The following is a 25,979-nucleotide window of genomic DNA, read 5'->3' as shown; positions in this document are numbered from 1 at the left end:
TAACTCTTACGCCTCGAGCATCGGAGCAAAATGCTCGACGACGGGGAACGGTTCGTAGAAATGGTGCAGCAGCGACTTCCACTGCTGATACTCGTCGGAACCACGAAAGCCGTCGGTGTGGTCTTCGAGTCGTTCCCACTTCACCAACAGCAGGTAGGTATTCGGCTGCTCGATGCCCCGCGAGAGGGTCAGATTCACGAACCCCGGCATCGACGCGATGATCGATTTCGCATCGGCGAACGCGGTTTCGAACTCGTCGGTTCGGTGGGGGATGACATGCAGCAGGGCGTGTTCGACGATCACCGAGACAGTATGACCGCAGCAGCGCGATGCTCCCCGAGCAACTGCCCGGGGAGCATCGGCGAGTACGGCTACTTCGCGGAGACTCGGACGAGCTTTTTGTTCACGAATTCGTCCATGCCCCACGGTCCCAGCTCGCGGCCGACGCCGGAGCGCTTCACACCGCCGAACGGCAGGCCGGGCAGTGTGGTGCCGTGTTCGTTGACGAACGCCATGCCCACTTCGAGTTGCTCGGCGACGTCGCGGGCCTTGTCGAGGTCAGCGCTCCACACCGAGCCGCTGAGACCGTATGCGGAGGAGTTCGCCAGTTCGATTGCCTGCTGCGCGCTTTCGACCTTGTAGATCACACCGGCCGGCCCGAACAGCTCTTCGCTGTAGGCGCGCATGTCCGGGGTCACGTCTGTCAGCAGCGTCGGCTGCACGTAGGCACCCGGTCCGTCGATCTTCTTACCGCCGGTCAGCAGCGTTGCGCCCTTGGCGACGGCGTCGTCGATCTGCTCGATCAGCGTGTCGGCGGCGGTTTGCGACGACAGTGGTCCGAGGGTGGTCTTCGCGTCCAGCGGGTCGCCGGTTTGCACGGCCTCGAACGACGCGACGAGCTTGGTGACGAAGTCGTCGTAGACCTCCTCGGCGACGAGGATGCGCTTGGCGGCGTTGCAGGCCTGGCCTGCGTTGGACAGCCGCGCCCGGGTCGCGGATTCGACGGTGGCGTCCATGTCGTCGGAATCGAGCAGGATGAATACGTCCGATCCGCCGAGTTCGAGGACGACCTTCTTGAGGTTGCGTCCGGCCGTCTCGGCGACGGAGGTTCCGGCCCTCTCACTACCGGTGAGCGAGACGCCCTGGACGCGGGAGTCGGCGATCATGTCGGCGATCTGGTCGTTGGTCGCGAAAATGTTGATGTATGCGTCCCGGGGCAGACCGGCCTGCTGGAAGATTTCCTCCATCAGTAGCGCAGATTGCGGGCAGTTGGGCGCATGCTTGAGCAGAATCGTGTTGCCCACCATCAGGTTCGGGCCGGCGAACCGGGCAACCTGGTAGTACGGGAAGTTCCACGGCATGACGCCAACGAGTGCGCCCACCGGCTTACGCTGCAGCACAGTGTCTTCCGCGCCGGGTACGTCGAGCTTCTCATCCTCGAGAAGCGACGGGCCGTGGTCGGCGTAGTAGCGGTAGATGTTCGACGACAGTTCCACCTCGCCCTGGGATTCGGTGAGAGGCTTGCCCATTTCGAGCGAGATCGTGCGGGCCAGTTCGTCGGAACGCTCGGCGTAGAGATCGGCGACCTTGTGCAGGATGTCGGCGCGATGCTTCGGTGAGGTCTTGCGCCATGTCTGGAAACCGGCGTGTGCATCGGCAAGTGCACGCTCGACGCCGGCACCGTTGAGAGTCTCGAATTCCTTGACAATTGTGCCGTCGGCAGGATTGACAGTCTTGTAGGTCGTCATACCTCGCTCAACGGTCGGGGAGGGTGCGATTGTTCCGACTCGGGCAAATCGGATGCTCCGACGGTGGTCAAGGATGGGGCGGGGTGAAGTTGCGAAACCCTGTGGGCGTCCTACTGGTCGGTAACTTGGAACCCCAGGTGGAGTGATACCCCACTGCCCCCACAGTCGCGGGTTCGGAAGATTAAAGTCGATGGCGAACGCATCCAAAAGACGACGTTGAAACTGAGGCAAAGGCGAAACATGACAGCGAAGAAGCCGACCATCATCTACACACTGACCGACGAGGCGCCGATGCTGGCGACTCACGCGTTTCTTCCGGTCATACGTTCTTTCGCCAGTGCGGCCGAGATCAACGTCGAGTCGAGTGACATCTCCGTTGCCAACCGCATCCTCGCCGAGTTCCCCGATTACCTGAACGAAGACCAGCGAGTGACCGACAACCTCGCCGAGCTGGGCAAGCTGACGCAGCTGCCCGAGACCAACATCATCAAGCTGCCCAACATCAGCGCCTCGGTGCCGCAGTTGCTCGCGGCCATCAAGGAGTTGCAGGACAAGGGCTACGCGATCCCCGACTTTCCCGGCAACCCGAAGACCGACGAAGAGCGCGACATCCGCGACCGTTACACCAAGTGCCTGGGTAGTGCGGTCAATCCCGTTCTGCGGGAGGGTAACTCGGATCGGCGCGCTCCCAAGGCCGTCAAGGAATACGCCCGCAAGCACCCGCACAGCATGGGTGAATGGTCACCGGCGTCGCGCACTCACGTTGCGCACATGCGCCACGGCGACTTCTACCACGGCGAGAAGTCGATGACCGTCGAGGGCGACCGCGAGGTCAAGATGGAACTGCTGACCGAGGGCGGCGAAACCATCGTGCTCAAGGAGAAGGTGTCGCTCACCGACGGCGACGTCATCGACAGCATGTTCATGAGCAAGAAGGCGCTCATCGAGTTCTACGAAGAGCAGATGGAGGACGCCTACAAGACGGGCATCATGTTCTCCCTGCACGTGAAGGCCACGATGATGCGGGTTTCGCACCCCATCGTGTTCGGTCACGCCGTCAAGGTCTTCTACAAGGACGCGTTCGCCAAGCACGGCGATCTGTTCGAGGAACTGGGCGTCAACGTCAACAACGGCCTGTCGGATCTGTACAGCAAGATCGAAGCACTCCCCAGCGCGCAGCGCGAAGAGATTATCGACGATCTGCACAAGTGCCACGAGACCCGTCCGGAACTGGCGATGGTGGACTCGGCACGCGGCATCTCCAACTTCCACTCGCCCAGCGATGTCATCGTCGACGCCTCCATGCCCGCGATGATCCGCAGCGGCGGCAAGATGTGGGGCGCGGACGGCCGGCCGAAGGACACCAAGGCGGTCAGCCCGGAGTCGACCTTCTTCCGCATCTACCAGGAAATGATCAACTTCTGTAAGACCAACGGCCAGTTCGATCCGACGACGATGGGCACCGTTCCCAACGTCGGCCTGATGGCGCAGAAGGCCGAGGAATACGGCTCGCACGACAAGACGTTCGAGGTTCCTGCCGGCGGCGTCGCCAACATCACCGACCTGGCGACGGGCGAAGTTCTGCTGACCCAGGACGTCGAAGAGGGCGACATCTGGCGCCTGTGCATCGTCAAGGACGCGCCGATCCGCGACTGGGTTGCCTTGGCAGTTCGCCGCACCCGTGAGTCCGGAATGCCGGTCGTCTTCTGGCTGGACCCGTACCGCCCGCACGAGAACGAGCTGATCGGCAAGGTGCGCAAGTACCTGAAGGATCACGACACCGAAGGCCTCGACATCCAGATCATGTCGCAGGTGCGCGCCATCCGCTACACGATGGAACGCCTCATCCGCGGGCTCGACACCATCTCCGCGACCGGCAACATCCTGCGCGACTACCTCACCGATCTGTTCCCGATTCTCGAACTCGGCACCAGCGCCAAGATGCTCTCCATCGTTCCGCTCATGGCAGGCGGCGGACTGTACGAGACGGGCGCGGGCGGCTCGGCCCCCAAGCACGTCAAGCAGCTCATCGAGGAGAACCACCTCCGCTGGGATTCGTTGGGTGAGTTCCTGGCTCTTGCAGTGAGCCTGGAGGATCTGGGAATCAAGACCGGCGACGTCAAGGCAACCATTCTCGCCACCGCACTCGACGCGGCCACCGGCAAGCTGCTCGAAAACAGCAAGGGCCCGTCGCGCTCGACCGGTGAACTCGACAACCGCGGCAGCCAGTTCTACCTCGCGCTGTACTGGGCACAGGAACTTGCCGAGCAGACCGAGGACACCGAGCTGGCCAAGCACTTTGCAGCTCTGGCGAAGACGTTGGCCGAGAACGAAGACAAGATCGTCGCCGAGATGAACGGGGTCCAGGGCAGTCCCGTCGACATCGGCGGCTACTACTACCCGGACTCCAAAGCCACGGCTGCAGTGATGCGTCCGTCCAAGACCTTCAACGAGGCTCTGGAGTCTGCGAAGCAGTAGCTCTTTCTGTTTGGCTCCACCCCCATGGAATGAATGGTCCATTCACGCGCTCAGACGTTGTGAGTGGACCATTCACTCCTTCTGGGGCGGCATAAAAACACCGAGAAACGCCGAACAGCTTGCACTCTGACGTCTCCCCGGCAACTGGACGACGGAAATGGTCCGGTGAATTGTCGGCTCGATGGGCAAGTAGACCAGGTTCGCGAACGACATCATCGGCACCACGAGTTCGGGGATCACGGTGATGCCCAATCCCGCCGCGGTCAGGCCTGCCACGGCGGCCACGTTGTGCGCCTGAACTGACGGTCCCACCTCGACTCCCGCGCTTTCCAGTGCGAGTCGTACATGTGACTCGATGCTGGATTCGGGGCCGAACGAGATGAACGGCTCGCCGGCCAGATCGGTCCAAGACAGCGACGTGCGTTGTGCAAGAGCGTGATCCGCGGGTACTGCGCAGACGAACGCGTCGGCGCTCACCGTCGTGCGCATCAAGTCGTTCGCTCGCCCCGATGCCGCCACCACTGCAAAGTCCACGGAGCCGTCGCGCACCGAGGCCACCACGTCGTCGCGCAGACCGTCTTTGATGTGCACCGAGACGTCAGGGTGGCTGCGACGAAACTCCACGATGTAGGGAGGCAAGAACGTTGCCGCGATCGACGGCAGGCACGCGATGGTGACGGTTCCGCGGTCACCCGAGACGAAGCGGCCGATCTGCTCCAGGCCGTCGTCGAACTCGAGCAATACCCGACGGGCGTAGGCCGTTACCTCGTGCCCGTCACCGGTGAGGTCGACGCTACGGGTGGTGCGTACGAACAACCGCACGCCCAGGCGGCGCTCAGCCTCGGCGACGGTGCGGCTCAGGTTCGGTTGTGAGACCTGCAGCCACGCGGCAGCTGCGGTGAAGCTCGCGTGATCTGCGAGTGCGACGACGGCGCGTAGATGGGCGATGCCCAGGTTTATGCCCACAGCGCATGAATCTATACCCAACTGATGTTGGACTGCGTAAGTGATCTGCACAACACTCGTCATATTCGATGAAGGAGATCACATGCTGTCACTGCTCGGCTTCGGGACGATTGCCATCATCCTGCTGCTGTTGTTCACTCAACGCGTCGCGGCCATCGTGGCACTCGCGGGTGTCCCGCTGGCTGCTGCGTTCCTGGCCGGTAACTCTCCGTCCGAGGTGGCAGGGTTCGTCAAGGACGGGCTCGGCGGCGTGGTGGGCGTCGCGGCTATGTTCCTGTTCGCGATCGTGTTCTTCGGGATCATGCGCGACGCAGGTCTGTTCGATCCCCTCATCGCGCGCATCGTGAAGTGGGCAGGCAGCGCTCCGCCGACCGTCGCCGTGGCCACGACGGCTCTCGCGTTGGTCGCGCATCTCGACGGCGCAGGCGCGGTCACCTTCCTCATCGCCGTTCCCGCGATGTTGCCGATCTACGAGCGGCTCGGCATGAGCCGGCTGGTGCTGGCCACGTGTGTCGGTCTCGGTGCGGGCGTGATGAACCTGGTTCCGTGGGGCGGCCCCACGGCGCGGGCGGCAGCAACCTTGGGCGTCGACGCCAACGAGCTGTGGGTGCCGCTCATTCCGGCGCAGATCGCGGGCGTGGTGTTCGCGTTGGCCGTCGCGTACTACCTCGGACGCCGAGAGCGGACACGGTTGGCGAAGGTCGCAGCAGGCGATGTCTCGGCCGAGGTGGAGGAGTCGACGGCACGCGTCGGGCAGCGAATTGCGGTACCCGCTACCGGCGGAACCGATGAGCCGGCTTCAGCAGGCTCGACCGGTGACGAGACCTCAGAAGAGCCCGACCAGCCCAATACACCCGACGAGCCCAGCTTGCTGCGTCCGAAGCTGTTCTGGGTCAATGTCGTTCTCGTTGTCGCGACACTCGGCGCACTGATCGCGGCCGTCGCCCCTCCGGAGACCTGTTTCATCATCGCGACCATCGTTGCGCTCCTGATTAATTACCCCGGGATGAAGGCGCAGTCTGCGCGCATCGAAGCGCATGCTGTCGGCGCGATGCTGATGGTGGGCACGCTACTCGCCGCGGGTGTTCTGCTCGGTGTACTCGATGGCAGCGGCATGATCGAATCGATGGCCGTCAGCGCCGCCAACGTGATTCCGGACTGGATGGCACCGGCACTTCCGCTCATCGTCGGGGTGTTCGCGGTACCGATGAGTCTCATCTTCGGCCCCGACGCGTACTACTTCGGTGTGTTGCCGGTGCTCATCGAGGTCGGCGACCAATTCGGTATCAGCGCAATCCATCTCGCTCAGGCGTCGATCATCGGTGAGGAGACCGTCGGCTTCCCGATCAGTCCGATGACGGGTGCGTTCTATCTTCTCGTCGGTCTCGCGAAGGTCGACATCGGCAGGCACATCCGGCACACGATCGGGTGGGCGTGGCTGGTGAGCCTCGGCATGCTCGGAGTCGCGTTCGCGACGGGCGTCATCCCGGTGTGGGTTTCATGAGCGCCCCCGGTACCGTCCGATTGGGAGCAGGCGCTGGGTTTGCCGGCGATCGGATCGACCCTGCACAGATCTTGGCCGAACGAGGCGAGCTCGACTATCTGATCTTCGAGTGCCTCGGAGAGCGGACTGTCGCAACAGGGCAAGCCCGAAAATTGCTCGATCCCGCGACGGGCTACGACCCGCTCTTGGCAGCGCGGATGCGCGCAGTTCTCAGTGCGACGACGGAGCAGGGCATCACCGTCGTGACCAACTCGGGAGCTGCGAATCCTGTTGCGGCAGCAAACGTCATCGCCCAGGTGGCGGAGCAGGTGTGCTCGCGTTCGGTCCGCATCGCTGCTGTCACCGGCGACGACGTGCTCGACGCGGTGCGCCGGATCGACCCGGTGGTGTGGGAGACCGGAAGGCCGCTGTCGGAGCATTCCGAGGAGTTGGTGTCGGCCAACGCCTACATCGGGGCCGATGCAGTCCTGCCCGCGCTCGACGTCGGTGCAGACGTGATCGTCACCGGCCGTCTTGCCGATCCAGCGCTGTATCTCGCGCCGCTGATGCACGAATTCGGTTGGGCCGGTCAGGATTGGGAGTCACTCGGTGCAGGGACGGCCGTCGGGCATCTACTCGAGTGCGCGGGCCAACTGACCGGTGGCTACTTCGCGGACCCGGTCACCAAGCCTGTGCAGGGTCTGGCCAATCTGGGCTTCCCGTTCGGGGACGTGCGTGCCGACGGCACAGCTGAATTCGGCAAGGTCGACGGCACCGGCGGTGAGTTGACGCGGCGAACGTGCGCGGAGCAGTTGCTCTACGAGGTAGGCGACCCAGCCAGATACTTGACGCCGGACGTGACCGCAGATTTCACCTGTGTCTCGTTCGAGACCACTGGTCCCGATCGGGTCGCGGTGTCCGGGGCGACGGGCAGTGCACGGCCGGAGGAGCTGAAGGTGACCCTCGGATTTCGTGGCGGTTGGCTCGGTGAAGGGCAGATCAGCTACGCCGGACCACGCGCACTGCAACGCGCACAGCTTGCCGGAGAGATTGTGCAGCAACGACTGTGGGAGGTACACGGGATCGCGGCGGAAAACGTGGGCATCGAGTACATCGGGGCGGGCGCAGCATTCCGCGGACTTGCTGCCCACACCGATGTCCCCGAGGTGCGACTGCGCGTGACGGCAAAGGTGCCCGATGCGGAGACCGCTGCACTCGTGGGATGGGAAGTGGAAAGTCTGTACACCAACGGCCCGGCCGGCGGAGGTGGTGCACGGAGCAGTAGCGCGGAGGTTCTCGCAATCCGCTCCTGTTTGATCCCACGTGCACAGTTGACGACCGCCGTGCACATCACGAAGGTGACGGCATGAGAACTGTCGATGATCTCGCCGACGTGCGAACCGGGGACAAGGGCGACACCCTCATTCTTGCGGTGTTCCCGCGAACCGATGAGGACTACGAGTTACTCTCCGGCGCACTGACTGTCGATGCCGTTGCCGGGCATTTCGCACCGCTGGTCACCGGAGCCGTGCGTCGCACCGAAATGCCCTTGGTCTCGGGATTGGTGTTCGAGCTGCCCGGCGTGCTCGGCGGGGGAGTGACAGGTAGCCCCGTTCTCGACGGACATGGCAAGTGTTTGAGCTATCACCTGCTGAGTATGACTGTGCCTGAATTTCTTTGACCTTGCTTCCTGACTCCGGCGCCCATCCGCCCCGTGTCGGAGGCTGAATCCTTGGGCGTATCTGCTGCAGTTCGATGGAACCGACTGGGCTTGGACGACGTCCAAGGCTATGGGCGTCGCCTTCCGGCGAACAGTGGCGGGGCAGACGGGGGGAGGTCGGACGACACCAGGTCGGGTCGCGTGTCCCGACTCTGACCAGGCTGTTGAGCGCCCGAGAGTTCCTTGAATTTGCAGGCGCACGAAGCGGGACGTTTCGTGCAACTTCTGCCGAGCCGGCTGGGATGTGAGGGAGGAGCAGATGGCGTCGTTTTCCAGCGAGGGGAGACTGTGCTGATGAGTGCTATTGGGAGGGCGGTCGAGCAGGCCTTGATATTTATACCCATTATCGAGGATTTCGTCGATGGAAGCGACACGGCCGAGGTCTTCGAGCAGGAATATTTGAGGCTGGTAAAGAGGACTCCGGGGACACTCGAAAGGGAAGTGTCCGAGATAGTCAACGGTCTGTTCGGAGATGTGGACGCTTACGTCGCCGAGGACAGGTTGCGCGGCGACGACGATCTGGATGCAGGTCAATTGCTGGGCTGTGCGACTGGTGCGTTGGAGAAGCTCCGTCAGTTGAGTCGAGAAGGATAGTGCCAATCTCCTGAACCGCGTGTACAAGTCAGCGATGCGCTCTGACAGGGAAGTCCTAGGGATGAATAGTGACTGAGAATCAGAGATCGGTCGATGCAATGCTGAGCCAATACCGAGAGATTATCCGAAAATTTGTGAACGATGAGATGTCGGCGGATGACTTCGAGGCAAAATATCTCCACACTTTCACCAACGACAAAGTCCATGTGCGGGGTGATGTGTTCGTAATTCTCGAGGATTTATTCTTCGATGTAGATGATTACGTTTCGGATCCGGTGCTGCGTGATAGCCCGGGGGATCTTTCGGGCGAACAGCTCAGGGAACGTGCGGCGGCGACCTACGAGAAACTGTTCGACTCCGAGTAATGCAGCTCTTCGACTTCGCCAGTGCAGATCAACGTCGAGTGATCTTGGTCCTCTTCGTAGATGTTGGCGGGCGGCGACTCGTCAATTCCGTTGTCGCCTGTCAAGCGTCATGTGAAGGCGAAGGCTCTCCACATCCGAGGCTTGACACGGGGAACTGCGAACAGCGACCTGGAGAGTGTCACTCGAGTTCCAACATCGGATCGGGTGTTGCCACGTCAATCGGATACAACTGGAAACTTCCGCTCATCCCTTTCAATTCGACTTCACGGGGCAGACCGACGGGAAGATCGGGAACCGTGCTGATGGCGTTGCGGACAGGTTCACTGATCAGGATCTCGCCGCCCTCGGCCTGTCCCGCGACCCGCGCTGCCATGGCCACGTTGAGTCCGAAGATGTCGTCTCCGCGTCGCACCGAACTGCCGACGTGTACGCCCATGCGTACGCGGATGCGGTCCCATCGATCCGGGTTTCTCATCAGGGCTTCCTGTACTTTCACCCCGCAGCGCACGGCCCCAGCGGGATCGGAAAATGCAAGCATGTACCCGTCGCCCTGACTTTTCACCACATGCCCGCCGTGATCGGCGACGTGCTTGCAGATCAGCTTGTTGTGCTTTTCGAGCAGCTTGACCCAGCCGCGGTCGCCCAGTTCCTCGTTGCGTGCGGTCGATCCTTCGATGTCCGAGAACATCACCACGATGTCGCCGTCCGCCGTCATACGTGCCAGATCGGGGCGTTCCACCTTGGCCCAGCCCGCGAGGTCCTCGACGGAGTTGCGAACCGTGGCGCCGAAGCCCTTGTTGATGAGTAGGTCCGTGGTGTGGAAGGCAGTTCTGATGGCGAAGGGCACCAGGCCGCGTCGCTTACGGCGCTGCTGTGTTTCTGCGAGAGCTCGGTCGAGTGCGCGGCGGGTGTGCTTCAGCTTGCGACGCGACACAATCAACACGACACCGAGCGCAACGATGGCGGCGAGCTCTACTCCGGCAACTATCCACAGGATCACGTCGCTCATCCTTGCCTGTCCAAGGCCTCTGCGGGCGCACAACCGTCGGCGAATTGCCGTCGATAAGCCGTCGGTGTCACCGCGAATGCCGAGCGAAAGTTCTGACGCAGCGTGACGGCGCTGCCGAATCCGCACAGTGCTGCGATGTTCTCGATACTGCGATCGGTCGTTTCCAGTAGGTTCCTAGCTTCCTCCAGCCGTTTGATCAACACCCACCGAGCCGGGGTGGATCCCGTCTCGAACTGAAACTGACGGATGAAGCTGCGTCGGCTCATGCGGGCATGATCGGCCAGTCGCTCGATGGGCAACGACTCGTCCAGTCGCTCGAGTGCCCAGCTCTGGACGTCGGCGATCGCGGTACCGCCTGATGCCTCGATGACCGGCCGTTCGATGTATTGAGCCTGACCACCGTCGCGATGGGGTGCGACCACCAGACTGCGGGCCACCCGCGTCGCGGCAGCCGAACCGAGGTGCTTGCGCACGATGTGCAGGCAGGAATCTATCGACGATGCCGTTCCCGCGGAGGTCATCACGTCTCCGTGGTCGATGTAGAGGACCGACTCGTCGACGCCGGCGTGTGCATTTCGCTCCCGCAGTTCGGTCATCTTGGTCCAGTGCGTGACGGCGGGGCGGCCGGCCAGCAAACCGGTGTCTGCGACGGCGAACGAACCGAGGCACAAACCCGCGATCGCTGTGCCTCGGGCATGAGCTCCGCGGAGAGCGTCGGAGAAATCAGTGCCTATGCGCGGCAACGACTCCGGCCACGACGTCACGATGACGATGTCGGCCCAGTCGACGGTGCTGGGACCCGCGATCTCGCCGATGGGAAACCCTTCCTCGGTGCGGATCGAGCCTGGTTCGTCGGACCACACTCGCGTCTCCCAATCCGAGGCGAGTCCGAGGCGATTCACCTCGCCGAACACCATCAACGGCGCGGCGAGGTGAAACATCGTGATGCCGTCGAACACATAGAGCGCTATTCGCATGGTTGGCTCCGATCCAGAACGTTGGCGCAAATCAATCGAAAGTATGCATCCGTGCCACTCGTGGACGCAAGGTCGATGACGAACGATGGGTATCGACCGAGAACGCCGGCTACAAGGAGAACACCCATGACCGCACCACGCAGAGCCCTCATCGTCATCGACGTCCAGCAGGAGTACTTCGAGGGAGTGCTGAAGATCCAGTACCCGCCGCGCGACGAGTCGTTGGCCAATATCGTCCGCGCCATCGAAGCCGCTGCGGCGCAAGACCTGCCCGTCGCGATCGTTCAGCACGAAATGCCCGAAGGTTCGCCCGCTTTCGTCAAGGGCACCCCGACCTACGAGCTGCATCCCGACATTCAGGCCGTCGTGCAGCCCTCCTTCGAGCGAGTCGAGAAGCAGTACAGCAGCGTCTTCGCTGGAACCGGTGTCGCGAAGTGGTTGCAGAGCAACAACATCGACACCGTCACGATCGTCGGCTACATGACGAACAACTGCGACCTTGCCTCCAGCGCCGACGCCGAAGCGCTGGACCTGACCGTCGAGATCCTGTCCGACGCCACCGGAGCGATCAACCTCTCCAACGAGGCGGGCACCGTCTCGGCCGAGCAACTGCACAAGGCACTGATGGTGCTCTACCAGTCGAACTTCGCGGCAGTGGCGTCCACCGACCAGTGGGTCGACGCCGTCAAGAACGGAAACGAGCTGACCGCAAACAATCTGGTGGTCTCGGCAGCGCAGGGCAACGACGCGGTTGCCTAAGTCGTAATTACGATGGCGACGGTGACGGCACGGGCAATTACGGACCAGACGCTCGGTGCGTGGGTGATCAAGTGCAATCCGCACAAGACCGATCTCGCGCCGATGATCGAAGCCGGACGTGCGCACGAGAACTGGTGCGTCGCCGACAACTACCGAACGCGTTTGATGAAACCCGGTCAACCCGTGCTGTTCTGGGTCAGTAGCCACCCGCGACGCGGGATCTGGGGTGCGGGCCGATTGACCGGCACCCCAGTACCCGGTCCGCAGTGGAAGATCTCGACGGACATCATGCTGTTCGACGAGCCGATTCTTGCGTCGGACATCCAGTGCATCGAGGAGTTGTCGATGCTCGAGGTGTTCCGATCGCCTCAGCAGGCCAACCCCTCCTGGGTCGACGCGTCCGCATGGGCAGTGATCCGGCAGATGTTGCCTCTCGAATGATGTGATGGCGGGATGACATCGGAAGACGAGCCGGCACTTCACGGAATGCTAGATGTCGGGGACGGGCAACGCATCTACTGGGAGCAATGGGGCCCGTCCGACGGCGTCCCAGCGGTCTACTTGCACGGTGGGCCAGGCGGGACCTTGAACTCCAGTCAGTTTCGACGACACTTCGATCTGTCTCGTGTTCGCGCAGTCGGGTTCGAGCAGCGTGGGTGCGGCCGTTCTACACCACATGCATCCGATCCCTCGACGTCGTTGACTACCAACACCACTGATCATCTGATCGCCGACATCGAGGCCTTGCGTGAGCACCTGGGCGTCGAGGCGTGGATCGTCAACGGCGCATCCTGGGGTTCGACTCTCGCTCTGGCCTACGCTCTCGCACATCCGACAAGGGTTCTCGGCATCGTCCTCGTCTCTGTCACGACGACCAGCCGCGCGGAGGTCGACTGGATCACCGAAGGAGTCGGTGCGGTCTTCCCGGAAGCGTGGGATCGCTTCGCTAGCTTCGCGGAGCAGTCGGGCGTCGGCTATCGACTAGGTGAGAGTCGCATAGTCGACGCGTACGACCGTCTGTTCAACTCACCTGATGTGCAATTGCGGGACAGTGCATCTCGGGAGTGGGCGCTGTGGGAGGACGTGCACATCTCGATCGGTACCAATGGTGCTCGGCGTAATCCGCGCTGGGACGACGACCGGTTCCGGCTGGCCTTCGCGCGGCTGACCGCGCATTACTGGTCGCACGACGGGTTCTGTAATCCGCCCTTGCTTGCACGTGCCGACGGTCTGGTGGACATCCCAGGAGTCCTGATCCACGGCCGAAAGGGCATCTCAGGACCGGCAGTCACACCGTGGCTTCTGCATCGACGTTGGCCCGGGTCGACACTGATCATCGATGAGGGCGACGGGCATGGGGGAATGTCGATGGCGGCGCGCTGGGACGCTGCGAACGAGGAATTAATCAACCGGGCCCTGCAGAGGCCGAATGGTGCATGATCGTGAGGTGACTTCTTTCCCGATTGCCGACTTGACTCCCGACGAACTGCTGACCACGACGCGCACCGTCCGCAAGCGTCTCGACCTGACGCGGCCGGTTCCGATGGAACTGATCAAGGAATGTCTCGAGATCGCGCTGCAGGCCCCTTCTGGGTCGAACAAGCAGGGTTGGCAGTGGATCGTCGTCACCGATCCCGATCTTCGCGCCCGGATCGGCGCGATCTACGGCGAGCTGTTCGCCGCGTATCAGGCGTCGAAGCATTCCGCGTCGGCTTTGTTTGCGGACGATCCGGAACGCGCCTCGGTGCAGAAGCGAGTCGGCGACAGCGCGGGATGGCTCGGCGAGCACATGGGTGAAGTTCCCGTGCTGCTGATCCCGTGCATCCAAGCAGGTAAGACGCTCCCGGCCGGAAACCAGGCCGGTCTGTGGGGCTCCCTGCTGCCCGCGGTGTGGAATTACGCCCTGGCTGCACGGGCACGTGGCCTCGGAACGGCTTGGACCACAATTCATCTCGCTCGCGAGGCGGAGATCTCCGAGCTTCTCGGCATCCCCGACGACTTCCATCAGGGCGCGTTGATTCCGACGGCGTACTACACGGGTGAGACGTTCAAGGTCGCGCCGCGGGATCCCATCGAGACGGTGCTGCACGTCGATCGCTGGTAGTCGGATCGGTTACGTGCGCAGGAACGCAACCACCGCCATTACCCGTCGACTCATGCCGGTGGAGTTCGCCAATCCGAGTTTGTCGAACACGGCGTTGATGTGTTTCTCGACTGAGCTCACCGAGATATAGAGATCGGTGGCAATGCGCGCATTGGTGAGACCTTGCGCCATCAGCTCGAGCACATCGCGCTCGCGCGGCGTGAGTAGTTCGAGGGGATTCGATCGGGTGGTGCGAGAGAGCAACTGGCGCACCACCTCCGGGTCGAAGGCAGTTCCGCCGCCGGCCACCCTGTCGAGGGCGTCCAGGAACTCGTCGACTTGCGCGACGCGGTCCTTGAGCAGGTATCCGACCTTGCCACCCGATCCACTGATCAGCTCTGCTGCGTAACGGTTTTCGACGTACTGGGAGAGCACGAGTACTGCCACCTCCGGCCATCGACCGCGGATGGTCAGTGCCGCCCGCAAGCCCTCGTCGCTGTGACCTGGGGGCATACGGACGTCGGTGACAACGATGTCGGGACGATCCAGTTCCACGGCAACCAGAAGCGCGTCGGCGTCGCCCACAGACGCGATCACGTCGTGGCCTTCGTCGACGAGCAGACGCACCAGACCCTCACGCAGCAACGTCGAGTCCTCCGCGACGATCACGCGCATGGGACGCTCGCAGTCACGACGGTCGGGCCGCCGACCGGGCTGTCCACGGTGAGGGTGCCATCCATCGCAGCGACGCGGCGCGCCAGTCCGGACAACCCGGTACCGGACGGATCGGCACCGCCGGCCCCGTCGTCGGTGATAATTGCCAGTACGCGATCGAACTTCTGCCGAGTGACGTTGACCTCCAACGATGTCGGGGAGGCATGTTTGGCTGCGTTGGTCACCGCCTCCGAGATGACGAAGTAGACGACTGTTTCCACAGCGGGGCGCAACCTCTCCGTCAGTTCGTACGAGAGTCGGACGGGCACACCGGACCGCTCGGCCAGTGCTTCGAGTGCTGCGCGCAGGCCGTCCTTGTCGAGCGCGATCGGATACACCCGGTTGGCAACCTCGCGTAGCTCATCGATTGCTCCCTGCGATGCGACTTGGGCTTGGCCGAGGAGTTCGTGCACCTTCGCAGGATCGTCCGCGCGGCGAGCCCGGCCGACCAGCATCCCCAGTGCAACCAGGTGCTGCTGCACTCCGTCGTGCAGATCGCGCTCGATGCGACGGCGTTCGTCGTCGATGGCGTCGACCACGTGATCGCGGCTGCTCGTCAGCTCGGCCACCCGCTGTTGCAACAGTCGCTCGGACTGCCGTCCGAGCACGTGAACGGCAAACCAGCGGTCCAACGATCCCACCCCTGCGACGCCGACAGCGGCCACGAAGATCAACAGGATCCCGGGCAGCGCGGCCATCGCGACGAGTCCGCCGTCGACGCGGTTGGACTCTTCGATCAGGCCCCAGTCGCCGCTGAAAATCCATGCCGAGACCATCGAGCCCGCTACGACGAGGCACAGTGTCAGCAGGAGAACCACGCCGAGCCCGAGTATTCCGATCGTCCACCGCAGACCGAGATACATGCGGCAGCGTAGTGGGGTCAGCGCGTCCGTGCGCAGCGCGCCGTGGAATCGGCTGATGCGTCGAATCTCGAACTCCGAGAACGACAATGCGCTGGCGTCTACTGCCCTCTGCACAGGCCACCCTCGTCGACCGAGGATGCGCGCCAGAACGAGGGCGAGTGACGTCATCACAGAGAACAGCAGCGCTGCCACCGCGGTGACGCTACCCAGCAGAACTCCGGACAGTGCCGTGAGCCAACGCCGCAGCAGTGAGCCGATCGACGCACGATCCGCCTGCCCGGTTGGGTACACGCCACGGTTAGCCAGCACTCCAGCAGCGTAGCCGCACAAATGCCCGCTGATACTGCGGTAAACCACAGGATTTTCATGCGGTTTGCCCGGCGAGAGGCGACGGCATTCCTCGATGCCCCGCATTCACGAAGTTCGTAGCGTTTTCAGCGTCCTTCACGACAGGAAACACCGACGAACAGGGGAATTGCTATGTCCGACATATTGATTACCGCAGCAGCAGAAACCGAGACTCTCGACGGGCTGGCAGGCTGGGCGGTGGGAGTCATGGATGCACTCGGTGGCCCCGGCGCAGCCGTGGTCGTCGGTGCCGACAATCTGTTCCCGCCGATTCCGAGCGAGCTCGTTCTCCCACTTGCCGGGTTCTCGGCCAGTCAGGGAGTGTTCTCCTTCGGTGCCGCGCTCCTCTGGACGACTCTCGGCTCGGTGCTGGGCGCGGTGATCGTCTACGCGGTGGGTGCAATCATCGGACGCGAGCGCACGCGGGCATTGGTAGCGCGCATTCCACTGATCAGGGCCAGCGACTTCGACCGCTCGGAGGCGTGGTTCACCAGGCATGGCTCGAAGGCGGTGCTGCTCGGCCGAATGATCCCGCTCTTTCGTAGCTTCATCTCCCTGCCGGCCGGGATCGAGCGGATGGGAATGGCGAAGTTCCTGCTACTCACCACGATCGGCAGTCTGATCTGGAACACCATTTTTGTCACCGCGGGATATCAGCTGGGCGAGAACTGGCACCTGGTCGACGCGTATGCGGAAATCCTGCAGAAGATCGTCGTCGTGACGGTGGCCATTGCTGCCGTAGTCTTCGTTGCCCTGCGGGTGCGGTCTCGCCGCCAGGCCGCCCTGTAAGAACGACGGCCCGGCGACTCGACCTGCACCTACCGGGGCAGTCCCGACTTGTATTGCAAGGCGTAGGCGAGTTTGCCGGGCTTGGCGTCCGAGAAGGGTGCCGAGAGCTTACCGAATTCACCCTTGGTGGCTGCTTTTCCGTCGTTCCAGGCGTCCAGGGCACCGAGTTCCGCTGCGGTGCGGCCACTGTCGATCACAGCGTCTTTCGGGGCCGCGACCTGAGCGCGCGATACCGACGCGACGGTGTTCAGGTAGCTCGCCAGGTTCTTGCTGTCCCAACCGCTGATGTCCACCGCTCCGGAGTCACGAACCCATGCACCCCAATAGAATTCCTGGAAGGGGATGGTGCCGGGGGTGAAGCCGATATCGCGAGCGAAGTACATCAGGCTCCGGTACTTGTCGTTTTGGAACTTCGCAAAACCGACTCCTGACGGAAGCTGTTCCACCGGAACCTCGTTGCCGTCGACGTCGTAGTTCCACACCCACTTCTCGGCTTTCATTCGAGCCCAGAAGTCGGCAGTGCTCAGGTCACTGAGATTTGCCACCACCCGGAGACGCAGGTGCAGATTCGGTCCACCGTCGGCCGTTTCGTAGAACGAGGTCAGCGTGTGGTGTCCGTCGGTCAGATAGGGCACGCCGCCCGGCCCGATGACAACGGTCTTCATGGGTGCGATGGTGTCGGGCGTTTCCTGGCCGACGGGCACAGTGCAGGTGAACGACGACGGATTGTCCAGCCGCGCACCGGGCGATGCCGAGGCGGCCTCTTCCTGGCCGTTGGCCTCGCACCAGTCGTCGAACTTCTTGTTGATCTCGTCTTTGCCGAGCGTGTAGCGACCGAGCTTGTAGTACACCTCGTCGTACCCAAGCGAGGGTTGCGTCGCGCGCACATCACCGATCGGCAAATCCAGAAGCTCACCCGCTTCGGCACATTGGTAGCCGAGGCCAGATGACGATCCGCTGGGGAGCAGATCTGCAACCTGGCAGAGCGGCGACGCGGTCCGTGCCGGCGCAGCGGTAGCGACACTGCCCATCGACGTGGATACGACGGAGACCAGCGCGAGCGTGCCCAGCAAGGCTGCTCTACGAATTGTGCGCATTCGTGAAACTCCCAGGAGTCGAGAAGTGAAGTGTCCCGAGACTGGCGCACTCCGGTCACTGGCCGATGGCGAGGAACCGAACGAGAGGTGGTCACGAGGTGAACGCGCCACGTCGGTCAGCGATCCTCGCGCAACATCGCGTACACGAGGGTGTCGGTCCATTCGCCCTTGCACCACCAGTTCGCTCGGAAGTGCGCTTCCTGACGCATCCCGACCCGCGCGGCCAACCGGGCAGAGGCGTCGTTGCGTCCGTCCATCTGTGCGCTGATTCGGTGGATCTGGGGTAGCGAGAACACGTGGTCGATCAAACCGTTCACCGCCTCGGTGGCGTAGCCGCGACCGGATACGGCCGGGTCGAACGTCCACCCGAGTTCGACGAGAGCCGGGGAACCGTCCACCAACCACGCCTCGACATTGCCCACCACCGTCCCCTCGTGTTCGACGACCATAGCGAGCGCCTGGGTGTTCAATCCGGATCGCTTCATCCGTTTGCTTACGGCTGCAACAGCATCGGCCTTCGTCCACGCTTCGTGCAGAAGGAAGCGGCACACTTCGGGATCGCTGTAGTACGCGAGAACCCTGTCTGCGTCGTCGAGTTCGTACAGACGCAGTGTCAGGCGCTCGGTGTGAATGGGCGCGGTGTTCATGCGTCCGATTCTGCCCGACTTGGATTCACGGTGATTCGAACCCTGTTCCCGGACCCCCATCGTGACCGATGGTGGTGAATCGAACCTGCTCGTCATCAACCGGAAGGCACGTGAACATGGTCGTCACGTCGTACGCCCCACCCGCGGGACCCGTGCACCTGCGTGTCAGCGACACCGACCCTGCGCCCGCCTCACCGAAACAATCGGTGTGGCAGCGGTACCGGTGGACCGTCCTACGCTTTCTCTCTCCCGTCTTGCTACTTGTCCTGTGGCAGATCGCCAGCGCTGCAGGAGTTCTCTCCGAACGCGTGCTTCCCGCACCGTCGTTGATTTTCGACGCGGGACTGGAGCTGCTGCGCACCGGTGAATTGGCCGAGGCCCTCGCCATTTCCGGAACCCGGGTCGTCCAGGGGCTCGTTCTGGGCGGTTTGATCGGCGTGGCCCTCGGTGCGCTGGTCGGGTTGTCCAAGCTCGCCGAGGCAACGGTCGATCCGCCGCTGCAGATGTTGCGCGCAATTCCGCACCTCGGCCTGATCCCGCTGTTCATTCTGTGGTTCGGGATCGGCGAGACTCCCAAGATCCTGTTGGTCGCCCTGGGCGTCGCATTTCCCTTGTACCTGAACACGTTCTCGGCGATACGCCAGATCGATCGTGATTTCCTCGACACCGCCGTCGTACTCGGGTTCTCGTGGCGTCAGCGGTTCACCACGATCATCCTGCCGAGTATCGCTCCTCAACTGTTGGTGGGGCTCCGGCAGTCGTTGGCCATCGCGTGGCTGTCGTTGATCGTGGCCGAGCAGATCAACGCCGAATCCGGGCTCGGTTACGTCATCAACAATGCGCGAGACTTCCTGCGCTTGGACACCATCATCTTCGGACTCGTCATCTACGCCCTGATGGGAATCTCCACCGACGGCATCGTCCGGATTCTCGAAAAGCGCGCCCTGCGATACCGATTGGATGCTTGATTCATGACAACGACGACGACGTCCGTCGCCGCCCTGCACGGGATCGACAAGTTCTACGGATCCAGTCACGTGTTGAAGGGCGTCGACCTGTCCATCGAGCGGGGCGAGATCGTCTCGTTGGTCGGACGCTCCGGTTCCGGAAAGTCGACGATCCTGCGCGTCCTGGCCGGCCTGTCGACGGATCACACTGGGGAGCGGCACGTCGCAGGGAATCCGGCGGTGGCCTTCCAGGAACCCCACCTGTTTCCGTGGCGGACGGTGCGTCAGAACGTGTCCTACGGACTGAACACCGCAGGCGTGACGGGTAATGATGCGTTGGTCGCCGCGGACGCCACCCTCGACGAGGTGGGGCTGGCCGAGAAGCGGGACGCGTGGCCGCTCACGCTGTCCGGTGGTCAAGCCCAGCGCGCCGCGCTGGCGCGGGCGTTGGTGGGGGAGCCCGAACTGCTGCTGCTCGACGAACCGTTCGGCGCGCTCGACGCCCTCACTCGGCTGACCATGCAGTCGCTCCTGCTCGATCTGTGGGGACGGCACGGGTTCGGCATCCTCCTGGTCACCCATGACGTTGACGAGGCAATTGCATTGGGGGACAGGGTGGTGGTGCTCGAGAACGGCGAAGTCTCGGACACTGTCACCGTCGACCTGCCTCGTCCCCGCGACCGGGGAACACCCGGCTTCTCTCGGATTCGTCACCACCTACTCGGAGCTCTCGGAGTTCACTGACCGGTCCATTCGGCACCTGATAAGGATCTTTCACACATGTCGTCACACGCTCGTCCCCGATCGCTGCGCGCACTCGGCGTGCTCGCTGCCCTGTCTCTGACGGTTGTCGGCCTCACCGGCTGCGTCTCTCGTGGCAGCGACACCGCGATTACCGAAGCCCCGGAACTCGTTTCGGACGATCAGCTCGCCACGGTCACCCTCGACGTCGGTGACCAGAAAGGTGGCACCGAAGCGCTGCTACGCGCGTCGGGGGAGCTCGACTCTGCGCCGTACGATGTTGCGTTCTCCACCTTCACTTCCGGCCCGCCTCAGGTGGAGGCCGCAACGGCCGGACAGATCGACTTCGCGGTCACCGGCAACACGCCTCCCGTCTTCGGGGTTGCAGCCAATGCCCGCATCAAGGTTGTCTCCGCCTACACCAACGACGCGAGCGGCGATCAGATTCTCGTACCGGCGGACTCGACGCTCGCATCGTTCGCAGACCTGCGCGGCAAGAAGATCGCCGTGGGTAAGGGCAGTTCCGCGCATGGCCACGTATTGCTGCAGTTGCAGAAGGCCGGATTGACCACCGACGACGTTCAGTTGGTGTTCCTTCAGCCCGCTGATGCGTTGACGGCATTCACCTCGGGTGAGGTCGATGCCTGGGCGATCTGGGATCCGTTCACCGCGATCGCGCAGGTCCAGAACAGCTCCAAAACACTGACCACCGCTGAGGGTGTCGCCAACGGTTATGGCTTCGGCATCGCGTCGCAGCAAGCACTGGACGACCCCGCGACCAATACTGCCTTGCAGGACTTCGTCGTCCGTCTTGCCAAAGCTTCCGCCTGGGCCGAGAAGAATCCAGCCGAGTGGGCGGCGGCGTACTCAGCGGCAGTAGGCATCGACCCGGCGGCAGGCGAATTGGCGCAAGGACGAAGTCAGCGTCCGGCAATTGCGTTGGACAGCAGCATCATCGAGTCGGAGCAGACCTTGTTCGATGTCTTCGTAGACAGCGGCAGCATCCCGGGTGGAAACAAGTTCGAGGACTTCGTCGACACCCGCTACAACGACGCCATCGCAGACGCGAACGCATCCATCAACTGATCACGTAGGAGTTCACCCGTGACCGCACGTATCTTCTGGTTTCTTCCCACCGCTGGCGACGGCCGCTCCATCGTCGGTGCGTCTCATGCCTCCGGAAATCTCCGCGAACCCGCCGGGTTTCGTCGCCCGTCGTTGCGCTACCTCACCGAGGTTGCTCAGGCCGCGGATCGACTCGGCTACGAGGGGGTGCTGACGCCCACCGGAACGTGGTGCGAGGACGCGTGGTTGACCACGGCCGCCCTGCTGCAGAGCACTCGACGACTGAAGTTCCTTGTCGCCTTCCGTCCCGGTCTCACGCCGCCCACGTTGGCGGCGCAGCAGGCGGCGACGCTGCAGCGGTTCTCGGAAGGGCGGGTGTTGTTCAACATCGTCACCGGGGGCGACGATGTCGAGCAGCGTCGCTTCGGGGATTGGATCGATCACGATCGGCGCTACGCGCGCACCGACGAGTTCCTCGGTCTCGTCCACCGAATCTGGACGGAGTCGTCGGTCGATCACAGGGGCGAGTTCTTCGAGGTCGCCGACGCACGTGTATCAGAGGCCCCGGACCCGTTGCCCGAGTTCTGGTTCGGCGGCTCGTCCGACCCCGCGCTCGTCGTCGCGGCTAAGCACGTCCAGACGTATCTGACATGGGGCGAGCCCCCGGTCGATGCCCGCGCCAAGATCGAGAAAGTGCAGGCGCTCGCGGATGCCGAGGGGCGCAAGCTCACCTACGGCATTCGCCTGCACACCATCAGCCGCGACACGTCCGACGAGGCCTGGGCCGTCGCGCAGAAACTTCTCGACGAGCTGCCCGAGGAGCAAGTGTCGGCGGCTCACGCGTTGCATTCTTCCTCGCAGTCCGAGGGACAGCGGCGGATGGCGGCGCTGCACGGTGGCAGCAAGGACTCGCTCGAGATCTACCCGAACCTGTGGGCCGGAGTCGGCCTGGTACGTGGCGGTGCCGGTACCGCGTTGGTGGGCTCGCACGAGGAAGTCGCGAACCTCATAGGGGAGTACCACGACGCAGGGTTCGACGAGTTCATCCTCTCGGGATATCCGCATCTGGAGGAGTCGTATCACTTTGCCGAAGGTGTTCGACCCATCCTCGACGCGCGAGGAATCACGGTTCCCGCGCGCTAGAGCACGTGGGATCGAACCCGCCGGGTCTGCGCAATTGGGAAATCTGTCCAGTAGATGGTGTGAAAAATGGATGATAGTGATGCGCGATCATCGAGACCGCCGTCATACGAGGGCGTCGTACACCGCCCGCACGTATTGCTCCGCTCGCTCCGAACCGATGATGCCCGGCCCCATTCGGTTCATCACGTACGAGATGGTCAGCTGCGATTCCGGGTGCAGAACGGTCAGTGATCCGCCCCAGCCGCCCCAGAAGCAGATTTTGCCGTCGGGGATGTAGGGCATCGATTCTTGCTGTGGGAGAGCAAAACCCTGACCAAAGCGCAACGGGATGCCCAGCACTCGATCGACTCCGTTGGATTGCTCCTCGAAGATCGTGTCGATGGTCTCGGGGCTCAGCAGCCGCACGCCGTCCACGGTGCCGCCTCGGGAGATGACCGACAGGATTCTGGCGACCGATCGTGCATTGGCATGCCCATTCACTGCGCCCATGTCCGCACCGCGCCACGCCGGAGTGTTCGCGGACGAGGCCTTCACCAACGGTCCAAGAAACGTCTTGCGACGCACCATCGTCGGGTCGGGCACGGCATCATCGGTCGGCGGGGGCGGTGGTACGACGTCGGCGATCCGATTCCAGTCGGCCTCGACGGCACCGATCTGGAAGTCGGCACCGAGTGGCCCGGCGATCTCGTCGGCGACGAACTGCCGCAACGACTTTCCGGTGACGCGGCGGATAACTTCTCCGATCAGGTGGCCCTGACTGACCGCGTGATAGCCCGACGTCGTGCGCGAATCCCACCACGGAGCCTGCGCAGCCAGACGCGATGTTGCCAGTTCCCAGTCGTAGAGGTCCTCTTCGCCGAACGGCCGGTCCCAGCCCGAGACGCCGGAGGTGTGCGACAGCAGGTGCCGAACCGCGATGTTCTCCTTGCCTGCGGCTGCGAACTCGGGCCAGTACGTCGCGACCGGTGCGTCGGGGTCGAGCACTCCACGGTCGATCAGCATCAACGCCGCCAGGCACGTCACCATCTTCGTCGTCGACCACACGTTGGTGATCGTGTCCGACTCCCACGGCAGGCCGCGATCGGTGTCGCGATACCCGCCCCATAGGTCGACGGCAGTGTGGCCGTCGATGTCGACTACGATGGACGCGCCGAGTTCCTCGCCGTTGTCGAGGTTGGCCGCCAACTTGTCGTGCACGACCGAGAAGCGTGGGTCGCAGTGACCGTCAATTGCCATGTGATGCCCCCAAAATGCGGTGAACGGCTAGTTCGACGTAGTTGTCGGCGACGTCCTCGATGCTGAGTTCGCCGCCGTCGTGGAACCAGTTGCTGATTCCGTTGAGCATGTCGGTCAGGGCGAACGACGCCAATCGTGCATCCGGGACGGTGAATTCACCGCTGCGCATTCCGGCGGTGATGACATCGCGGACGCGTCGTTGATACTGGCGGCGGAAATCCTCGATGACGGTGCGGTGCTCGGGGGTGAGCGAGGCGAGTTCGTGCAGGCCCACGATGTACTCCACCCGTCGCCGATTCAGATGCACCAGGTGCGCGCGCACCAGAGACGACAGGCGCTCGGTAGGGGTTCCAGCCGCGTCGAGCAGCGGCAGGTTCTCCTCGGCCGGTTCCTGGGTGACCGTCAGGCAGATCGCGAAGAGGATGTCTTCCTTGGATGGGAAGTGGTGGTAGAGGCTGGCACCCTTGATACCGACGGCGTCGGCGATGTCGCGCATCCCCACGTTCGAGTAGCCCTCACGCGCAAAGATATTGGCGGCGTTGGCGACGATGTCGTCTCGCCGTTGGCGAGTGCGTTGCTGTCGGGGGAGAGCGGTGAGCTCGGATGGCTGCGTCGAATCGGGCTGCGTCATACCGTCTCCTCGACCGCCGCCAACAGTCGCAGTTCACGCTTGAGGATCTTGCCCTGCGGGTCGACGGGCAGTTCGGCCACGATGTGTACCGACTTCGGGGCCTTGTATGACGCCAACTCGGTGCGGCAGTACTCGATGATCGCGGCCGGGTCGGCGGTCACTCCGTCGCGCGCAATGACGAAGGCTGTCACTGCCTCGGACCAATACGGGTCGGGCACGCCGACGACGGCGGCGCGCAGCACATCCGGGTGCGTGTGGATGGTGCGTTCCACTTCCTGTGACGACACGTTCATCCCTCCCGACTTGATCATGTCCTTCATCCGATCGTAGAAGAACAGGTTGCCGTCGGCGTCGATGCGCACCATATCGCCGGTGTGTACCCAGCCGTCCCGGAACACCTCGGCGGTGCGTTCGGGGTCCTTGAAGTAGCCGAGCATCACCGACGGAGTGCGACAGAGCAATTCACCGATCTCGCTCTCGTTGCCCGCGGGGTCGACCACCTTGATCTCGAGGTGGGTCACGGGCTTGCCGATCCACGACGCGTCGCCGTCGGGAATGTCGTCGAGGGTCGAGAACCAGCCGACCGAGCCGAGCTGCGAGAGTTCCGACTGTCCCCAGTAGGTGCCCCAGATGGCCTCGGGTGCCGCGCCGGCCCAGGCGCTGATTGTGTGCGGTGACACCTGGCCACCGTAGGTGAGGCACCGCCGAACCTGGCTCACGGCCTCGGGTCCGAACTGCTCGTCACGGGCCAGGGCCAGGTAGAACGTGGGAGTTTGGGCGATGACGGAGATCTTCTCGGCAGCGATAATGCGGAGCGATTGCGCCGGGTCGACCGTCGCGGGCAGTACGAGGGTCGCGCCCATCAGCGTGAGGGTCGTCATCGAGCCGAGTCCGGCGATGGTGTGGAACGGCATGACGAACAGCCAGGTGTCCTCCGGTCCGGTGCGCAGGCCCCAGCTCCACGCGGGCGCGGTGGAGATGAGGAAGTTGCGGTGCGGAATCATCACGCCCTTGGGAGCCGCTTCGGTACCGGAGGTGTAAATGACCATCGCGACGTCGTTCTCGTCCATCTCGACGTCCGGCTCGGTGGACGGGGTGTTTGTCGTCAGTGCGGCGTATTCGGTGCCGAACGTCACCAAGGTGGTGGTGTCGGGTTTCACCGAGGAGATGATCTCGGCGAAGGCCGGATCGGCCACCACCACAGTAGGTTCCGCGTGTTCGAGTTGGTGCTTCACCTCGGCGGCGCGGTACATCACGTTGATGCCGGTGAAGGCCGCACCGGCCTTGAGGGCGCCGTAGTACGCCACCACCACGTCGACGCTGTTACGAGCCATCGATGCGACGCGATCGCCTGCTGTCACCCCGAGATCCACCAGCAGGTTGGCGAACTGGTTTGCGCGAGAGTCGAGTTCGCCGTACGTGGTGACCTCGCGGGTGCCGTCCGCCGCGTAGCTGATAAACGCAACCTTGTTCGGCTGAGTCCGCGCATGGCGACGCAGTTGATCTCCGATGGTGGCGCGGCCGATGGGGGAGCGATGGTGGATGGCGGTACCGGGCACGGCGGACTCCTTCAGAT

At 63.3% G+C, this 25,979-nt stretch carries 27 protein-coding genes; 15 read left to right on the top strand and 12 right to left on the bottom strand.

Annotated features, from left to right (window positions below):
* Positions 1-6: 6 nt before the first annotated feature.
* Positions 7-303 (bottom strand): antibiotic biosynthesis monooxygenase family protein, encoded by a 297-nt coding sequence (locus tag CH285_RS23025; protein WP_032406974.1) that lies wholly within the window; start codon positions 301-303, stop codon positions 7-9.
* A gap of 68 nt (positions 304-371) precedes the next feature.
* Positions 372-1,748 carry an NAD-dependent succinate-semialdehyde dehydrogenase gene (locus tag CH285_RS23020; RefSeq protein WP_094643745.1) on the bottom strand — a complete coding sequence of 459 codons (1,377 nt, stop codon included), beginning with the start codon at positions 1,746-1,748 and terminating at the stop codon, positions 372-374.
* 240 nt (positions 1,749-1,988) lie between these two features.
* Between CH285_RS23020 and CH285_RS23015 the strand changes: the two genes are divergently transcribed.
* Positions 1,989-4,226 carry an NADP-dependent isocitrate dehydrogenase gene (locus tag CH285_RS23015; RefSeq protein ID WP_094643744.1) on the top strand — a complete coding sequence of 746 codons (2,238 nt, stop codon included), beginning with the start codon at positions 1,989-1,991 and terminating at the stop codon, positions 4,224-4,226.
* A gap of 72 nt (positions 4,227-4,298) precedes the next feature.
* On the opposite strand, the gene CH285_RS23010 is transcribed toward CH285_RS23015, so the two are convergent.
* Entirely contained in the window at positions 4,299-5,192 is an 894-nt protein-coding gene (locus tag CH285_RS23010; protein ID WP_255032346.1) for a LysR family transcriptional regulator, read from the bottom strand.
* Positions 5,193-5,274: 82 nt separating this feature from the next.
* On the opposite strand from CH285_RS23010, the gene CH285_RS23005 reads away from it, so the two are divergent.
* From CH285_RS23005 to CH285_RS22985, 5 genes are all read left to right on the top strand, one after another.
* Positions 5,275-6,696, top strand: a complete 1,422-nt coding sequence (locus CH285_RS23005; RefSeq protein WP_094643742.1) for a CitMHS family transporter — start codon at positions 5,275-5,277, stop codon at positions 6,694-6,696.
* Positions 6,693-8,045 carry an acyclic terpene utilization AtuA family protein gene (locus tag CH285_RS23000; RefSeq protein ID WP_094643777.1) on the top strand — a complete coding sequence of 451 codons (1,353 nt, stop codon included), beginning with the start codon at positions 6,693-6,695 and terminating at the stop codon, positions 8,043-8,045. The genes CH285_RS23005 and CH285_RS23000 overlap by 4 nt, the downstream gene beginning before the upstream one ends.
* Positions 8,042-8,356 (top strand): AtuA-related protein, encoded by a 315-nt coding sequence (locus CH285_RS22995; protein WP_094643741.1) that lies wholly within the window; start codon positions 8,042-8,044, stop codon positions 8,354-8,356. The genes CH285_RS23000 and CH285_RS22995 overlap by 4 nt, the downstream gene beginning before the upstream one ends.
* A gap of 333 nt (positions 8,357-8,689) precedes the next feature.
* Positions 8,690-8,989: a colicin immunity domain-containing protein gene (locus CH285_RS22990; protein ID WP_141215040.1), complete on the top strand. Its 300-nt coding sequence runs from the start codon at positions 8,690-8,692 to the stop codon at positions 8,987-8,989.
* Between the two features lie 68 nt (positions 8,990-9,057).
* Entirely contained in the window at positions 9,058-9,354 is a 297-nt protein-coding gene (locus CH285_RS22985) for a colicin immunity domain-containing protein (protein ID WP_141215039.1), read from the top strand.
* Between the two features lie 178 nt (positions 9,355-9,532).
* On the opposite strand, the gene CH285_RS22980 is transcribed toward CH285_RS22985, so the two are convergent.
* Together CH285_RS22980 and CH285_RS22975 are read right to left on the bottom strand one after the other, a co-directional pair.
* Positions 9,533-10,363, bottom strand: a complete 831-nt coding sequence (locus CH285_RS22980; RefSeq protein WP_176458642.1) for an adenylate/guanylate cyclase domain-containing protein — start codon at positions 10,361-10,363, stop codon at positions 9,533-9,535.
* Positions 10,360-11,340 (bottom strand): GlxA family transcriptional regulator, encoded by a 981-nt coding sequence (locus CH285_RS22975; protein ID WP_094643738.1) that lies wholly within the window; start codon positions 11,338-11,340, stop codon positions 10,360-10,362. The genes CH285_RS22980 and CH285_RS22975 overlap by 4 nt, the downstream gene beginning before the upstream one ends.
* A 126-nt stretch (positions 11,341-11,466) precedes the next feature.
* Here CH285_RS22975 and CH285_RS22970 point away from each other — a divergent pair, with 126 nt between their 5' ends.
* Genes CH285_RS22970 through CH285_RS22955 form a run of 4 tightly spaced genes read left to right on the top strand, consistent with a single transcriptional unit; the run spans position 11,467 to position 14,203 of the window.
* Positions 11,467-12,099 (top strand): isochorismatase family protein, encoded by a 633-nt coding sequence (locus CH285_RS22970; protein ID WP_094643737.1) that lies wholly within the window; start codon positions 11,467-11,469, stop codon positions 12,097-12,099.
* 21 nt (positions 12,100-12,120) lie between these two features.
* A complete protein-coding gene (locus CH285_RS22965) occupies positions 12,121-12,540 on the top strand; it encodes an EVE domain-containing protein (protein WP_255032345.1) in 420 nt (139 codons plus the stop codon).
* A gap of 12 nt (positions 12,541-12,552) precedes the next feature.
* Positions 12,553-13,539 (top strand): alpha/beta fold hydrolase, encoded by a 987-nt coding sequence (locus CH285_RS22960; RefSeq protein WP_094643736.1) that lies wholly within the window; start codon positions 12,553-12,555, stop codon positions 13,537-13,539.
* A 7-nt stretch (positions 13,540-13,546) separates the two neighbouring features.
* Complete coding sequence (locus tag CH285_RS22955; RefSeq protein WP_094643774.1) at positions 13,547-14,203, top strand: nitroreductase family protein; 657 nt, start codon at positions 13,547-13,549, stop codon at positions 14,201-14,203.
* A gap of 9 nt (positions 14,204-14,212) precedes the next feature.
* Here the strand turns inward: CH285_RS22955 and CH285_RS22950 are convergent, their stop codons facing one another.
* Positions 14,213-14,857 (bottom strand): response regulator, encoded by a 645-nt coding sequence (locus CH285_RS22950; protein ID WP_094643735.1) that lies wholly within the window; start codon positions 14,855-14,857, stop codon positions 14,213-14,215.
* A complete protein-coding gene (locus CH285_RS22945; protein WP_255032343.1) occupies positions 14,848-16,068 on the bottom strand; it encodes a sensor histidine kinase in 1,221 nt (406 codons plus the stop codon). Before CH285_RS22945 ends, CH285_RS22950 begins: the two co-directional genes overlap by 10 nt.
* A gap of 171 nt (positions 16,069-16,239) precedes the next feature.
* Here CH285_RS22945 and CH285_RS22940 point away from each other — a divergent pair, with 171 nt between their 5' ends.
* Positions 16,240-16,896 (top strand): DedA family protein, encoded by a 657-nt coding sequence (locus CH285_RS22940; RefSeq protein WP_094643733.1) that lies wholly within the window; start codon positions 16,240-16,242, stop codon positions 16,894-16,896.
* A gap of 29 nt (positions 16,897-16,925) precedes the next feature.
* Here CH285_RS22940 and CH285_RS22935 read toward each other — a convergent pair whose 3' ends face one another.
* Together CH285_RS22935 and CH285_RS22930 are read right to left on the bottom strand one after the other, a co-directional pair.
* On the bottom strand, positions 16,926-17,993 hold the full coding sequence (locus CH285_RS22935; RefSeq protein WP_176458640.1) for a ParB/Srx family N-terminal domain-containing protein: 1,068 nt from the start codon (positions 17,991-17,993) through the stop codon (positions 16,926-16,928).
* A 116-nt stretch (positions 17,994-18,109) separates the two neighbouring features.
* A complete protein-coding gene (locus CH285_RS22930) occupies positions 18,110-18,640 on the bottom strand; it encodes a GNAT family N-acetyltransferase (protein ID WP_094643772.1) in 531 nt (176 codons plus the stop codon).
* Between the two features lie 116 nt (positions 18,641-18,756).
* Between CH285_RS22930 and CH285_RS22925 the strand changes: the two genes are divergently transcribed.
* Genes CH285_RS22925 through CH285_RS22910 form a run of 4 tightly spaced genes read left to right on the top strand, consistent with a single transcriptional unit; the run spans position 18,757 to position 22,536 of the window.
* Positions 18,757-19,608 carry an ABC transporter permease gene (locus CH285_RS22925; protein WP_094643732.1) on the top strand — a complete coding sequence of 284 codons (852 nt, stop codon included), beginning with the start codon at positions 18,757-18,759 and terminating at the stop codon, positions 19,606-19,608.
* A gap of 3 nt (positions 19,609-19,611) precedes the next feature.
* Positions 19,612-20,331: an ABC transporter ATP-binding protein gene (locus CH285_RS22920; protein WP_094643731.1), complete on the top strand. Its 720-nt coding sequence runs from the start codon at positions 19,612-19,614 to the stop codon at positions 20,329-20,331.
* Positions 20,332-20,367: 36 nt separating this feature from the next.
* The gene (locus CH285_RS22915; RefSeq protein ID WP_094643730.1) at positions 20,368-21,414 is read left to right on the top strand and encodes an ABC transporter substrate-binding protein; all 1,047 of its coding nucleotides are present in this window, start codon (positions 20,368-20,370) and stop codon (positions 21,412-21,414) included.
* A gap of 18 nt (positions 21,415-21,432) precedes the next feature.
* Entirely contained in the window at positions 21,433-22,536 is a 1,104-nt protein-coding gene (locus CH285_RS22910) for an LLM class flavin-dependent oxidoreductase (RefSeq protein ID WP_094643729.1), read from the top strand.
* A gap of 102 nt (positions 22,537-22,638) precedes the next feature.
* Here CH285_RS22910 and CH285_RS22905 read toward each other — a convergent pair whose 3' ends face one another.
* The 3 genes from CH285_RS22905 to CH285_RS22895 are packed head-to-tail and all read right to left on the bottom strand — an operon-like array spanning position 22,639 to position 25,962.
* On the bottom strand, positions 22,639-23,772 hold the full coding sequence (locus CH285_RS22905) for a serine hydrolase domain-containing protein (RefSeq protein ID WP_094643728.1): 1,134 nt from the start codon (positions 23,770-23,772) through the stop codon (positions 22,639-22,641).
* Complete coding sequence (locus tag CH285_RS22900) at positions 23,762-24,403, bottom strand: TetR/AcrR family transcriptional regulator (protein ID WP_094643727.1); 642 nt, start codon at positions 24,401-24,403, stop codon at positions 23,762-23,764. The genes CH285_RS22905 and CH285_RS22900 overlap by 11 nt, the downstream gene beginning before the upstream one ends.
* Positions 24,400-25,962 (bottom strand): class I adenylate-forming enzyme family protein, encoded by a 1,563-nt coding sequence (locus tag CH285_RS22895; RefSeq protein WP_094643726.1) that lies wholly within the window; start codon positions 25,960-25,962, stop codon positions 24,400-24,402. Before CH285_RS22895 ends, CH285_RS22900 begins: the two co-directional genes overlap by 4 nt.
* Between the last annotated feature and the right edge of the window lie 17 nt (positions 25,963-25,979).

It is taken from the genome of Rhodococcus sp. 05-2256-B1 (assembly GCF_002258465.1).
Taxonomy (GTDB): domain Bacteria; phylum Actinomycetota; class Actinomycetes; order Mycobacteriales; family Mycobacteriaceae; genus Rhodococcoides; species Rhodococcoides fascians.
The sequence above is the reverse complement of the archived record's forward strand: the minus strand, read 5'-3'. Positions and strand labels throughout refer to the sequence as shown.